At 61.2% G+C, this 13,130-nt stretch carries 11 protein-coding genes; 4 read left to right on the top strand and 7 right to left on the bottom strand.

The features are described 5' to 3' along the window. Positions 1-517 precede the first annotated feature (517 nt). Positions 518-1,354 (top strand): SDR family NAD(P)-dependent oxidoreductase, encoded by an 837-nt coding sequence (locus GGR39_RS11095; protein ID WP_082668034.1) that lies wholly within the window; start codon positions 518-520, stop codon positions 1,352-1,354. 254 nt (positions 1,355-1,608) lie between these two features. Here GGR39_RS11095 and GGR39_RS11090 read toward each other — a convergent pair whose 3' ends face one another. Genes GGR39_RS11090 through GGR39_RS11080 form a run of 3 tightly spaced genes read right to left on the bottom strand, consistent with a single transcriptional unit; the run spans position 1,609 to position 5,035 of the window. Beyond that, entirely contained in the window at positions 1,609-2,865 is a 1,257-nt protein-coding gene (locus GGR39_RS11090; protein ID WP_183617198.1) for a DUF3526 domain-containing protein, read from the bottom strand. Beyond that, entirely contained in the window at positions 2,862-4,301 is a 1,440-nt protein-coding gene (locus GGR39_RS11085; protein WP_183617197.1) for an ABC transporter permease, read from the bottom strand. Before GGR39_RS11085 ends, GGR39_RS11090 begins: the two co-directional genes overlap by 4 nt. Further along, entirely contained in the window at positions 4,298-5,035 is a 738-nt protein-coding gene (locus tag GGR39_RS11080; protein ID WP_183617196.1) for an ABC transporter ATP-binding protein, read from the bottom strand. The genes GGR39_RS11085 and GGR39_RS11080 overlap by 4 nt, the downstream gene beginning before the upstream one ends. Before the next feature lie 142 nt (positions 5,036-5,177). Here GGR39_RS11080 and GGR39_RS11075 point away from each other — a divergent pair, with 142 nt between their 5' ends. Then, positions 5,178-7,334, top strand: a complete 2,157-nt coding sequence (locus GGR39_RS11075; protein WP_183617368.1) for a TonB-dependent siderophore receptor — start codon at positions 5,178-5,180, stop codon at positions 7,332-7,334. Positions 7,335-7,379: 45 nt separating this feature from the next. On the opposite strand, the gene GGR39_RS11070 is transcribed toward GGR39_RS11075, so the two are convergent. Then, a complete protein-coding gene (locus GGR39_RS11070) occupies positions 7,380-8,123 on the bottom strand; it encodes a peptidase (RefSeq protein WP_183617195.1) in 744 nt (247 codons plus the stop codon). Positions 8,124-8,276: 153 nt separating this feature from the next. Beyond that, positions 8,277-10,139, bottom strand: coding sequence for a phosphomethylpyrimidine synthase ThiC (thiC, locus tag GGR39_RS11065; protein WP_183617194.1), 1,863 nt, complete (start codon positions 10,137-10,139; stop codon positions 8,277-8,279). Between the two features lie 190 nt (positions 10,140-10,329). Here thiC and GGR39_RS11060 point away from each other — a divergent pair, with 190 nt between their 5' ends. Together GGR39_RS11060 and GGR39_RS11055 are read left to right on the top strand one after the other, a co-directional pair. Beyond that, positions 10,330-10,947: an SOS response-associated peptidase family protein gene (locus GGR39_RS11060; RefSeq protein ID WP_246388642.1), complete on the top strand. Its 618-nt coding sequence runs from the start codon at positions 10,330-10,332 to the stop codon at positions 10,945-10,947. A 74-nt stretch (positions 10,948-11,021) separates the two neighbouring features. Then, positions 11,022-11,606 carry a uracil-DNA glycosylase family protein gene (locus GGR39_RS11055; RefSeq protein WP_183617193.1) on the top strand — a complete coding sequence of 195 codons (585 nt, stop codon included), beginning with the start codon at positions 11,022-11,024 and terminating at the stop codon, positions 11,604-11,606. 24 nt (positions 11,607-11,630) lie between these two features. Here the strand turns inward: GGR39_RS11055 and GGR39_RS11050 are convergent, their stop codons facing one another. Continuing rightward, a complete protein-coding gene (locus tag GGR39_RS11050; protein ID WP_183617192.1) occupies positions 11,631-12,470 on the bottom strand; it encodes a MipA/OmpV family protein in 840 nt (279 codons plus the stop codon). 95 nt (positions 12,471-12,565) lie between these two features. Then, positions 12,566-13,096: a GNAT family N-acetyltransferase gene (locus GGR39_RS11045; RefSeq protein WP_183617191.1), complete on the bottom strand. Its 531-nt coding sequence runs from the start codon at positions 13,094-13,096 to the stop codon at positions 12,566-12,568. Positions 13,097-13,130: the final 34 nt, after the last annotated feature.

The raw sequence follows: 13,130 nt of genomic DNA, 5'->3' as shown, positions 1-13,130 counted from the left end.
AGCTGCGCGCTTACTTCACTCAAACCTATCACACATGTGGATACCCGGCAGTCAGCATTGATAAAATCTGATTAGCATTTGTCTTCGAGAAGGTCTTGTATATTTTAAAGTTATACCACAAAGACCTTTTCGCACAATTCTTGTAGTTATTTAAAAAAGTTTATAAGAACTGAAATAAATAAAAAGGCAGTTGAAGAGCGGCGAGTGGAAGGACAGGATCTTGCAAGGAAAAGCATTCCTAGCCATGTTCCGCCCAAGTTTGTACATGATTTCAATAACGGGTTTATGCCCAACCTACCTAGTCTGCAGTTTGATCCCGCATAACCCCCGTCGGATGGTCCGAGGCATGATTAGGCGCAGACCCGCCGCCATTCACATCCTTTGAAATTGACAGGTTCGTAACCCCGACCATAGCCGGCGACGAGATATAAGATTGGAAGTCAGGTACGACGAAGAGACTGTACGCCTCATCATCAGGCTGGCTATCACCGGAATTTATCCATTATAGGAGAGGTTTATGAGTACCCACGGCGGAGAATTGAGCGGCAAGGTCGCAATTGTAACTGGCGCCGCCAATCCTGGTAACATTGGGTCAGAAACTGCGGAGATCATGGCTCGTGAAGGAGCCAGCGTTGTACTGGCCGATGTCGCCGAGGATATATTGCTCGAAACAACACAAGCGTTGGCCGACAAGGGTTACAATGTGGCCGCTTGCGTGACCGATGTTTCCAGCGAAGACGCCATCAAGAACCTTATCGCCTTCACCGTCGAAAAGTTTGGTAGGCTCGACGTTATCGACAACAATGCGGCGCGGACATCTGTCGGCGCTGACTTGCTAGTCACCGACATGGAAGCCGAACTGTGGGACCAGACCTTCGCTATCAATGCGCGGGGTATCATGCTGATGTGCAAGCACGGCATTCCGGAAATGATAAAGAGCGGCCGGGGCGGCTCGATCATCAACATCAGTTCCGGCACCGCGACCGGCGGCAGTTTCTACACGACGGCCTACGCCAGTTCAAAAGGCGCGGTGGAAGTCCTCACCAAGTATATCGCAACCCAATATGGACCCCAGAAAATCCGGTGTAACGCCGTCGCACCGGGCCCGATCCTCACATCCTCCTTGCAGCGCGGACTGCCGCATGAATTACGAGAAATTTATCGCCGCCACACGGTACTTGGCGAGTTCGGCAAGCCATCTGAGATCGGGGAAGTTGTCGCCTTCCTCGCCTCGGATCGGGCCAGTTACGTCACCGGACAGACCATCCAGGTCGACGGCGGATGTGCATCGCACTTGTCCACGTCCGTCGAGCTTGCCGAGTTGATGGCCCGTGGGAACATGCCGACGGTCTGATATCTTGGTTCGGCAAACTAACATTGGCGAAGCATAGTCTGCATCCTTACACGATGCGGACTATGCTGAAATATATGTCAAAACCAATGACTCAGTTACACGATCAATAAAGCGATGTGACACGTCTCGCTCTGGCAACGTCGTGAATGCCGCTGAGTGCAAAGGGCCAAATGCAGTGGCTCGAACTGCTTAGTCCAGCGCTGATCATACAGCTGCGTTATTTGCGTCTGGGCCAGGGCAGAAATGTATTTTGTTTATGTGCGGCTATCAAATTCGGGCACCCGGTCGAAGTCCTTTCTGCCGAAGGGCAAGTCATTGAACAGATACCCATAATAGAACGTGCGCAAACGCTTGTGGAAGGCACGGATGCGGTCCTGATAGCGCAACTGGGCCGAAAGGTCGGTATTTGCCATTTGGGTTAGCAGCATCTGAGCCCCCACGGATGGAAGCAATATTCCCACCGTGCGCGCTGCCGCCTCGCGAGATTCCAGGCCAGCCCGATAAGCATGCACCTGCGGAGCGACGCTTTCATCGCCGTTCTGATGAAAGGCGAGGTACCACTTGTAGTGGAAGTCAGGCCCCAGAGGCGCTGATCCGCTCCATTCAGGATGATGGGCGTAGAAGCGCCGCATCGTGTCCTCGCGCGGAATATCCCACGCGCGGTTCACCTCTTCGCGGTGCGCCAGCGCGATCTCCGCCCCTTGATGAACAGGCACCGTCGCGTTAATCGCAACATTTGCCAGAGTTGGCAGAACCAGAACGAGTAGCAACCAAGCAGCGGCCAGAATTGCCGCATTAGCGACCGAACTCCGCCTGAACCGGCTGACCAGAGCCGCCAGACCGACCCAAAACAGAAGATAAGCGGCAATTAGAGCGCCTATCGCCAGGATCGGCCCGACCGAAACGCCTTCCAGCCCTGCAGCAACGACAAAAGGAAGAGCAAGACCCGCCCACAACAGGATGAGACGCAATGCGCCACGCCTTTGCCATAAGGCCGTGCCCCCGTGCGGAAGAGCCTCCAACATGCGCTGGCGTCCAGCCTCCCGCTCGCCCGACACGATATCGTGAAAAAGCGCGATCACGAACAGAGGCGCGAGGAACACCAGCACAAACGCAAAGTCCAGGTGACCCGTCAAAGCCAATTCCGGATTGAACGTATCACCGTCATAGATTTGCGCTTCCAGTCCCAGGGCCCTGACGCGCAGGATGTACGGCGAAACATCACGCATCCCTAGCGCCGCAAACGCCAGCGGCGAGGGTGAATCCCAGGTCGGATGGTAACTGTAGTATGCCGCGCTACCGGCATCCTTCGTGCTGTCGATATAATCGGCCACAGCGGCGATGTCCTGGCTCTGGGCTGCGGGGATGGCCGAGATCGCATCGCGCTGCCGACTGACTTCGGCAATGCCCAAAGCAAGCGACGCGACAGTGAGAATCGTCAGCAAGGCCAATGCGGCCATAGGCAGGCGCTGTCGCATCAGGAGACGGAATTCGTGAGCCCACAAGTTCATCGGCGCAGTCCGAGCTTGCGGGTCACCAAAGCCAACATGGCGAGCGCCACGGCCAGCCAAGCCAACACCATGATAAGGCTCGGCAGCGCCGCAGCCGTCAGCGTGGCCCCATCCGGAGCGGCAAAGCGAAAATCGGGTATCTCTTGCCAGTTCGCAGCCGACACACGCTTTCGTCGATCCGCGCCCGGATCGGTCGCCATGTCATCCAAATAGCTGACATCCTGCGCCTGCATTGAATTAAGGCGCTGCACCAGGGCGTAGCGATATGCCTCTGCTTGCTCGAGAAACCGACGATGCCCATCCAGATCCGTCCCGGCGGCAGCCATGGACATGGCGCGAAGGGCAATCGCGGGGCTCAGTAGACCGGCCAGATCGACCATGGCATTTTGCCGTGCCTGCGCCGCGAAGCTCTTGGCTGCGTAGTGATCGAATAACGACGACGTCAGTCGCTCACCTTCGAGTGCGACGACGCCTTTATAATTGATCGGCAGGTCCTCGATACGTGAAACCCCATAGCGATCCAGCACTGACCGCTTGAATGCAGCGAAGTGGGGATCGTCAGGATTGTGGCTGTCTCCTATCGCGCGAAGATCGCGACCAATTGCGACATCGGTTTGCAATCGGTTCGCCAGGGGAATCTCGGCATCGGCAAGGCCTGCGGCGGCACGGGGCAGGAGAATGGTGGATACGGCCCAGATCGCTACCAGCACCAGCAGCGCATCGCGGCTGCGGCGAACCCAAGCCGAAATCAGAACGATCAGCACCGCCCATAACGCTAGATAGGCGGCATACCCGGCGGCAATCGTCAGCACTGGCAGAGCGGGGGTATCCTGCCGCACGGCGATGGCGGCAAGACCGATCATTGCCGGCATTCCTGCGATCAGCGCCACCAGACCTAGCGCCAGCAGCTTGCCCGTCACGATCTTTCCCCGCGCGACACCTTGCAATATGAGCATGCGCAAAGTGCCTCGTTCGGTTTCACGCGCAAGACTGCCGTAGCCAAGAAAGACCAACAGCAGCGGTGCGACCGCTTGCAGTATAAATGCCGGGGTCAGCTGGCCAAAGCGGATCAGCGGCGAACTTTGACGGACATCGCCGAAATTCGCGGTGTTCTGGCGATGTCCCTCCAGAAACATGCTGCTCCCGGTGAACGCGTCGACACCGGGATCGAAGGCGGCAAGCGGTCCGAGCGGGCGGAAGATAAAGCTTCCGTAGTGGACCATCCGATGTGGGTGGCGATCCGGCTGTGCGTCAAAAGTGGACTCGGCTGCATGGGCATGACGGGCACGCAGTTCGCTGACGCCGCGTTGATACATCCAGGCGCTCAGCACCGCGGTCAGCGTCAACAGCATCAGCAACGCCAGTCCAATCATAGCGACGCGGTTCCGGACCATCATCCGCAATTCGTCGCGGGCCACCAGCGTGACGACGCTCATGCCGCCAGTCGCTCGGCGGTGAGCTGGAAACGTGCATGAAGACCGCGCACGTCAAACCGCTCCGCGCCCGAGGCTGCCACCTCGTAAGCGACGCGCCCCGCTTCCAGGAAGGCGATCCGGTCGGCGATATCGGCAGCCGAGAGCAGATCGTGAGTGACCATCAGCACGGCGGCGCCTCGCGCGCGCACCTCGATGAGCAACTGATTGAAATCGGCGGTTGCGCGCGGGTCGAGGCCGGACGTCGGCTCATCCAGCAGCAGCACCGGCACCTCGCGCAACAACGCCACGGCGATCGCCACTTTTTGGCGCATACCCTTGGAAAATCCACCGAGCCGCTGATGCCAGGCGCGCTTCTGCAAGGCCGCCGCCGCCAGCGCGTCCTCGATGCCGGCGACGGGCACGCGTTCACCTGACAGCGCCAGTAGATATTCGGCATTTTCCATTGCCGTAAGATGTTCGTAGAGCGCCACGTTTTCAGGTAGATAGGCCATGCGTCGTCGCGCCAGGTCTGGGTCCATGACGGGATCAATACCGCAGACTGTGATGGCACCCGAGCGCGGGCGCGCGAAACCCAGCAGCGCCGCCAGTGTCGTCGACTTGCCGGCGCCATTGCCGCCTAGGAGGGCGGTTATGCTGCCAGCAGGCACCGCCAGCGATAAGCCATCAAGCACCAAGTCACCGCCGCCATAGTCGAGCGTCAAGTCGCTGATCAGGATGGGATCGATATTCGGCATGGGCTCCTCGCGTTGCGATTTCAGGCAGGTCGAGGACACCCTCATGCCGCATCGCAACCGATGTAACAAGATATCATTGACGATGTTATATCATTACTCGATAGGCACTTCTCTCACTCACCTTACCCGCCCCTGCAAAGGAATGACCTTGTTCTCCTCGCTTCGCGCCCGCTCGATGCCGACCGCTTCCCCCCTGCTCCTGGCGCTGGCCTGCTCGCCCATGCCAGCAGAGGCGGCGGAAACAGCGGAGGTGGAACGGGATGAGATCGTCGTCAGCGGCGTACGGCAGCCCTATCGTGGCGATTTCGCCCTGCGCGAGATACCGCAGGCCATCGCCACCATCGATGGAACCGTCCTTGAACAAAACGCGATCCTGCGGCTGACCGATGCGCTTGACCTGAATGCTTCCGTGGTGCGGCAAAACACCCTTGGCGGATTGTGGGACAGCTTCGCCGTCAGGGGCTTTGCCGGCGATGAAAATCTCCCTAGCGGCTATCTGGTGAACGGCTTCAATGCCGGTCGGGGGTTCAGCGGCCAGCGCGATGTTGCCGGTATTGAGCGGGTGGAGGTGTTGAAGGGCCCGGCGGCGGCAGTCCTGGGCCGCGGTGAGCCGGGCGGCTCAATCAATTTGGTGACCAAGCAATCGCAGTTGGACCGAACCTTCGGCACCGCCGCGATCCAGTACCGCAGCTTCGATACTGTTCGCGCGGAAGCCGACGCGAATTTGGCGCTGTCGAATAAGCTGAGTGCCCGGATCATTGGCTATGCCGAAGCGGGAGACACGTTCCGTGACACTATCCAGCAGCGACGTTGGGGCTTCCTGCCCTCGATCGGGATGGCCTTGGGCGCTGCCACCCGACTAACTTACGATTTAGAATGGACGCGCGTGGAGGTACCCTTCGATCGGGGCATCGTCGTGCTGAATGATAATTTCCGAACGGTGCCCCGAACCCGGTTCCTGGGCGAACCGAGCGATGGCGATACCATCGCGCGTGCGACCGGCCACCAATTGCGCTTACAGCATGAATTCAACGATCATTGGAGTTTGCTCGTCGGTGCCAGCCATCGCGATACGCTGCTGACCGGCGCTTCCTCAGATGCCGAGACGGCGCGGGCGCGCCAGAAGTTATATGTCGATGGCCATTCGCTGTCCCGGCAACGGCGGACGCGGCGCTACACTTCGGAACACAGTGTCGTTCGGGCGGAACTCGCAGGAGAATTCGCAACCGGCACCATGCGGCATCGCGTTCTGATCGGTGCAGATTTCGACACGTTTGATACCGATCAGTTCTTCACTCGCTATCGCGGGCCAGCGGTATCCCCCACCACCTCCGATCAGGCGGGCTACGTGCTTGATCTGCGAAACCCGGTTTACGGGCGCTATACGCCTCCGACCACCATACCAACCACCAACCGACGCGACGTGCAGCGTGCCATCGGTGTCTACCTGCAGGACCAGATCACGCTGACCGATCGACTTCAGATTCGCATTGGCGGACGCTACGACGACTTCCTACTTGAAGTGGAGGATCGCCTGGCCAAGGTAACTGGTCGTCGCAAGCGCGGCCGTTTCAGCCCACAGGCCGGGATCGTCTATCAGCTTAGCGGGCCATTATCGCTCTACGCCGCGTACGGCGAAGGCTTTCGTGCCAACATTGGGGCGGATGTGGCTGGCAAAGTTTTTGATCCCGAAACGACCAAGTCGATCGAAGCAGGCCTCAAGGTGTCGGCGATGGGAGGCCGCCTGACCGGCACACTGGCAGTGTTTCAACTCGCCAAGTCCAACGTGCTGGCCACGGACACGCTCAACCCCGGCTTCTCCGTTGCGATCGGCAAGGCCCGCAGTCGAGGGGTAGAACTTGATGTGAACGGCACGCTGCCCGGCGGCATCGATGTGCTGTTAAGCTATGCTTACACCGATGCCGAAGCTCGGTCGCGCGTGCTGGACCCAAGTTTCTCATTCCAGATCAAACCCGGAGATCCCCTCATCAACATTCCAAATCACAATTTGAATGTGCAGGCGGCCAAGCATTTCACGTTAGGCGGTCGCCGCGCCATGATGGGAACGGGCATCCAGCATGTCGGAGCGCGCAGCGGCGAGACCGGGACTGATTTCAAATTGCCTCCCCACACACTCTTTCGCGTGTTCGGCCAGGTCGAACTGATCGAACATCTCGAATTGTTTGGGTCGGTAAGTAACCTCTTTGATGCGCACTGGTATGCGAACAGCTATTCGCCGGTTTGGGTGCAACCCGGCGCCCCGCGCACAGCCACAGTCGGCCTGCGCGCGAGCTTTTGACATTAGTTGAACCCGCAAGGCCGCTCCTCTAGCGGCTGACGGAAATCAACGGCGGGGGCCGCCACGCCAGCCGGATCGACCGCCACCGTTCGCCCTGCCTTCAAAGCCGCCAGCGCGGGGGATGCCGCCTACTTCGGCGCCGCCCCGGCCCCGCCAGCCGTTGAAGGAGGGACTTGCGGGCCGGTCCACTCCGGCCGCGCCGCGATTTTCGCGCCATTGCCCACGCCAGGCACTACCCGGTGTCGCTGGCGTACCGGGGGTGACGCCACCAGGCCGCGCACCATCGGGACGGCCCTGCCAACGCTGGCCCTGCCAGCCTTGGCCCCGCCAGCCCTGACCCTGCTGGTTCTGACCCTGACGATCCTGCCCCTGCCAGTTCCGACCCCGCCAATCGCGGCCACGCCACTGTTGACCCTGACCATTTTGACCGCGCCAATTCTGGCCCCGCCAGTTCTGGCCTTGGCGATACTGACCCTGCCAGCCGCGCCCATCGCGATCACCGCGACGGCCTTCCCAATAGCGGCGCTGGCCGTCGTTCCAATGGGTACGGCGACCGCCCCGATCGAAGACGTAAACGCCATATCCAGGGTAGTAGAAGTCATTGTACCAGCCACCATACGGCGAGCCGCCATATGCGAGGTTCGGCCCATAGCCGTAGCCATAATCGTTGTAGTAGCCCGAGTTATAACCCAGACCGCCATAACCGTACGTGCTTGAGCAGCCACCCAGCGCGACCGCAAATCCCGCCGCGGCAGTCGCTGCAACGAAGCGTTTCGTGAAGAACGCCATGTTCATATCCTCGTCGTCGCGCGTCGCATCGGCGCGCCATGCAAAAGACTGAACGTTAATCAGGCGATAAGAGTTTCACGCGGGCTACGGGTTTGCCGAAGCGTGAGGGACGAAGAGGACCGTACCACGTCCTCCCCTGTCCCAAAGCGAGATTCAATCGTGCTCGCGATCGCCCGCACCGACGTACAGTTCGCGGCCACCTTCTTCATACTTCTGGCTCATCGCCTTCATCCCGGCTTCGGCTTCTTCTTCCGAGGCGATGAAGGTCTGCACCGGTTGGTTCTGCTTGGCGGCGAAGTCTCGCACTTCCTGGCTGATCTTCATCGAGCAGAACTTGGGACCACACATCGAGCAGAAGTGCGCGGACTTCGCGCCCTCTGCCGGCAATGTCTGATCGTGATACTTTTCCGCCGTATCCGGATCGAGCGACAGGTTGAACTGGTCACGCCAGCGGAACTCGAAGCGCGCCTTGCTGAGCGCATCGTCGCGGACCTGCGCGGCGGGGTGGCCCTTGGCGAGATCGGCGGCGTGCGCGGCCAGCTTGTAGGTGACCACGCCGACCTTCACGTCGTCACGGTCGGGCAGGCCCAGATGCTCCTTGGGCGTGACGTAGCAGAGCATCGCGGTGCCATACCAGCCGATCTGGGCGGCGCCGATGCCGCTGGTGATGTGGTCGTAACCGGGCGCGATGTCGGTAGTGAGCGGCCCGAGCGTGTAGAACGGCGCTTCGCCGCACGCTTCCAGCTGCTTTTCCATGTTCTCCTTGATCTTGTGCATCGGCACGTGGCCGGGTCCCTCGATCATCACCTGCACGTCCTGCGCCCAAGCGCGCTTGGTCAGCTCGCCCAGAGTGTAGAGCTCGGCGAACTGGGCCTCGTCGTTGGCGTCGTAGATCGAGCCGGGGCGCAGGCCGTCACCCAGCGAATAGGCGACGTCATAGGCCTTCATGATCTCGGTGATCTCGTCGAAGCGCTCGTAGAGGAAGCTCTCCTTGTGATGCGCCAGGCACCACTTGGCCATGATCGAGCCGCCGCGGCTGACGATGCCGGTCATCCGCTTGGCGGCGAGCGGCACATAAGGCAGGCGCACGCCGGCGTGGATGGTGAAGTAGTCCACGCCCTGTTCAGCCTGCTCGATCAGGGTGTCGGCAAAGATCTCCCAAGTGAGGTCTTCCGCTACGCCGCCGACCTTTTCCAGCGCCTGGTAGATCGGCACGGTGCCGATCGGCACGGGGCTGTTGCGGATGATCCACTCGCGCGTGTCGTGGATGTTGCGGCCCGTGCTGAGGTCCATGACGGTGTCGGCGCCCCAGCGGATCGACCAGACCATCTTGTCGACTTCGCTCGCCACGTCACTGGCAACGGCGGAGTTGCCGATGTTGGCGTTGATCTTGACCAGGAAGTTGCGGCCGATCGCCATCGGCTCGGCTTCGGGGTGGTTCACGTTGCTGGGGATGATCGCACGGCCCCGAGCAACCTCATCGCGCACGAATTCGGGCGTCACATAGTCAGGGATCGAGGCGCCGAAGCTTTCGCCGTCACGCTTGTATTCGGCCAGACGGGCGCGGCCCAGGTTCTCACGTTCGGCGACGTATTCCATCTCCGGAGTGATGATGCCCTTGCGCGCGTAGTGCATCTGGCTGAGGTTGTGCCCTGCCTTGGCGCGCAAGGGACGGCGCAGCGCGGTGGGGAAAGGCGGCACGCCGCCGGAGCGATCGGGGCCGAGCTGACCATTGTCTTCTGGCTTCACTTCGCGTGGGGCATATTCCTCGACATCGCCGCGAGCCAGTTGCCAAGTGCGGCGCAAGGGGGCCAGGCCGGCGGCGATGTCGATCACGGCGTTGGGATCGGTGTAGGGCCCGCTGGTGTCATAGACGCGGACAGGCTCTTCGCCGCTGCCCGGCTCCAGATGTATTTCGCGCATGGCGACGTTCAACGGACCGACGTGGATTTTCTTCGATCCCCGAATCGGGCCGGTCGTGACGCCGATCTCCAGCTTGGAATTGATGTCCGCCATGCGCAGCGCTCCTCTTTGGGCGCGGGAGCGGATCACGGAGCTTAAGTCCGGCCAACTCCCTCCGCCCGTGCTAACGGGTTCAGGTTCGACGGGTCGTGCGGAGCATACCCGCACCTCTCAGCCGCTTGCTGGCTCCCCGGTGGTGGTGCGTTGATAGACGCCTGCCGCGCCGCCGTCTAGGCGGCTTGGCATGACCATGCTCTATCGTCTTGACGCAAACGCGCGGCAGATCGGCGCTATGCTGGATGTAGAGGCGGGGGAGGATCCCTGGGCTGGTGGACACGTGGCGCCGGGCAACTTTGCGCCGGTGATCACCGCCGGGCGTGAGTTCGTGGCGGGGCCGCGTCCCTTGCAACACGCGCCTAGACGGATGGTGCCGCGCCTGTGGGGTGTCCCGCCGCCACCTTCGGCGATGGAGGCGCGGCCGGTGCTGTCCGTACGTAACATCGAAAGCCCGTTCTGGATCGGCAACTTGCGCAATAGCGAGTTTCGCTGCCTGGTGCCCGCGACGGCGTTCATGGAATGGGGCAAGGGCGTGGACCGCGCGGGAAAACGTGTGCGCCACTGGTTTGCCTGCACCGATCAACCGGTATTTTCGCTCGCAGCGGTGTGGAAGGACAGCGAGGTACCCAGCTTCGCGCTGCTTACGTGCGAACCCAATGCGGCGCTGCGATCGGCCGGGAAGGATGCGATGCCGGTAATCGTCCCGGCAGATCGCACGGTCCAGGACGTGTGGCTTCGCGGGAGTTGGAAGCGCGCAAAGGAATTGCTGCTGCCCTATTCGTCTTCGCTGATGGCCATCAGCTAAGGGCTACGGGCTTTCGAAAAAGGATGATGCGATAAAGGGTTGCGCCTCACGTCGGACAATCACATTTCGACGGCGTGACCGTAAGCCTCGATGAACTCCTCCAGCAAATCCGGGCGTGCCGGGTTTGCGAACAAGCCCTGGGGTTCGAGCCCCGGCCCTTCGTCGCCGCATCGCCAACGGCGCGGCTACTGATCATCGGGCAGGCACCTGGCAGCCGCGTTCATGCCACCGGTATCGGCTGGCAGGACGCCAGCGGCGATCGCCTGCGTGACTGGCTGGGCATCGACAACGCGACCTTCTACGACACCGCCCGCATCGCCCAGATGCCCACTGGTTTCTGCTATCCGGGCAAGGGCCAGGGCGGAGACCTGCCACCCCGCCCGGAATGCGCACCGCTGTGGCACAAGCCGCTGTTGGCGCGATTGCCAAAGGTGCGGCTGACGCTGCTGGTGGGGTTGCACGCGCAGAAGCTGTATCTGCCAAAAAGGTTCGCCCCGAACATGACCGAGGCGGTGCGCCGCTGGCAGGAGGCGCCAGACGGGCTGTTTCCCCTGCCCCACCCGGCTTGGCGCAGTCGGTTGTGGATGGCGAACAACCCCTGGTTCGAAGCTGACGTGCTACCCCGCCTGCGCCAGCAGGTTCAGGCGGTGATCGCCTGAACCTGCCGTTCGAAAAAGACAGGATTAGAAGGTGTAAGCTACGCCAACGCCGCCCAGCCACTGGTTATCGTCACCACGCAAGCTGGTGTAAGGCGTGTCCTTCGCGTCGTTCAGCATCTTGGTATAGGCCACCCCGGCAAACACCGAGAACCCACCGTTCAGCAAATTGCCGTCCAGGTCGTAAGCGCCGGCCAGGCCCGCCGTTATGCTCTCCCAGCCCTTGCGGGCGTTGTAGGTGGGCAAACCGCTGGCGAAGCTCTGCCCCGGAGTGACCGAGTAGTAATAACGCGCGTATTTGCCATCGACATGACGGGCGCCGACGTTCAGCGCCACGAACGATCCCTTGCTGAGCGGAGTGGTATACGTGAGGTTGGGTGTCCAGATCATGCCCTTGTAGGCCTTGGCCACATCCCAGCGGACATCGGCCGAAAGGGTAAGCGAGTCGTAAGGATTGAGCAGCTTGTAGCCGGTGATCCCCGCGGTCGCGCCCACTTCCACGGCTTCGTTCAGCTTACCGGCTGCGCGCACCACGCGATCCTTGATGCCGCGCGCACGATTGGCCGAGTACGTCACCGTGGGTCCGAAAGAGAAGCCGATCTTGGCATCGTCGGCATCGGGGATCAGGTCCAGCGCGATACCGCCGGCACGCGGGTTGATGCCGATGCCGCCCAGTTCGCCCTTCACGATCGGAAAAGGCGTGATCGTATAGTCGTCCGAGCCGCGATAGCTGGGCATGTAGACCCCGCCCACGCCGACGATCAGATAATCGCCATCCAGCTTGGAGCCTTCCATCATATCCTGCGCCAAGCCAGGCGTGGCGGACAGCGCGACGCCAAGGCCGGCGGCAAGAGCAAGTTTACGCATCGGTATAGATCCCCATGTAATCGACCGGGAAACGCCGAATCCGATATTGCGTTGCAGCGCCACGCAGTCCGAAGGCGGATTGCAACATCACCGTGTCATTCTGGCAACGTTTCGTTTCCTGAACCCAGCTTGCGCTGCATCATGAAGATGTCCGCCCACTGCCCCTGCTTCCAGCCGACTCCGGTCAGCGTGCCGCAGGGCAGGTATCCGGCGCGCGCATGCAGCACCACCGACGTCGGCTCCGTCCCGGCGATCATGGCGAAGGCCTGGCGAAATCCCCGCGCCTCGCAAGCGGCGATCAGGGCATTGATCAGCGCCTTGCCGATCCCCCTCCCCACCGCATCCTTGTGGACATAGATGTGCGTTTCGCAACTGAAGCGATAGGCCTCCCGATCCCCGAAACGCTCAGCATAGGCATAGCCGAGCACCGCCCCTGCGCCGTCACGAACCACCAGGAACGGATAGCCTTCGCCCAGCACCCGCACGATCCGCTGCGCGATATCCTGCGTGGTCGGCGGATCGGTTTCGAAACTGGCGGCGCTGTTCGTCACATAGTGCGCGTAGATACCGGCAATCGCGGTGGCATCCTGTTCGCAGGCGTCGGAAACGGTCAGCTCATCGTTCATCGAATTGAAACATGCCCCAAAGCCTTCGCTGCGC

Source organism: Novosphingobium fluoreni (assembly GCF_014196615.1).
In the GTDB taxonomy this organism is placed as follows: Bacteria; Pseudomonadota; Alphaproteobacteria; order Sphingomonadales; family Sphingomonadaceae; genus Novosphingobium; species Novosphingobium fluoreni.
Note: the sequence above shows the minus strand (reverse complement) of the source record. Positions and strands in the feature narration are given on the sequence as shown.

Excerpts from the sequence above, each read along its gene's own strand:
- GGR39_RS11095 (WP_082668034.1), top strand. The coding sequence starts at position 518 with ATGAGTACCCACGGCGGAGAATTGAGCGGCAAGGTCGCAATTGTAACT.
- GGR39_RS11090 (WP_183617198.1), bottom strand. The coding sequence starts at position 2,865 with ATGAACTTGTGGGCTCACGAATTCCGTCTCCTGATGCGACAGCGCCTG.
- GGR39_RS11085 (WP_183617197.1), bottom strand. The coding sequence starts at position 4,301 with ATGAGCGTCGTCACGCTGGTGGCCCGCGACGAATTGCGGATGATGGTC.
- GGR39_RS11080 (WP_183617196.1), bottom strand. The coding sequence starts at position 5,035 with ATGCCGAATATCGATCCCATCCTGATCAGCGACTTGACGCTCGACTAT.
- GGR39_RS11075 (WP_183617368.1), top strand. The coding sequence starts at position 5,178 with ATGACCTTGTTCTCCTCGCTTCGCGCCCGCTCGATGCCGACCGCTTCC.
- GGR39_RS11070 (WP_183617195.1), bottom strand. The coding sequence starts at position 8,123 with ATGGCGTTCTTCACGAAACGCTTCGTTGCAGCGACTGCCGCGGCGGGA.
- thiC (WP_183617194.1), bottom strand. The coding sequence starts at position 10,139 with ATGGCGGACATCAATTCCAAGCTGGAGATCGGCGTCACGACCGGCCCG.
- GGR39_RS11060 (WP_246388642.1), top strand. The coding sequence starts at position 10,330 with ATGACCATGCTCTATCGTCTTGACGCAAACGCGCGGCAGATCGGCGCT.
- GGR39_RS11050 (WP_183617192.1), bottom strand. The coding sequence starts at position 12,470 with ATGCGTAAACTTGCTCTTGCCGCCGGCCTTGGCGTCGCGCTGTCCGCC.
- GGR39_RS11045 (WP_183617191.1), bottom strand. The coding sequence starts at position 13,096 with ATGAACGATGAGCTGACCGTTTCCGACGCCTGCGAACAGGATGCCACC.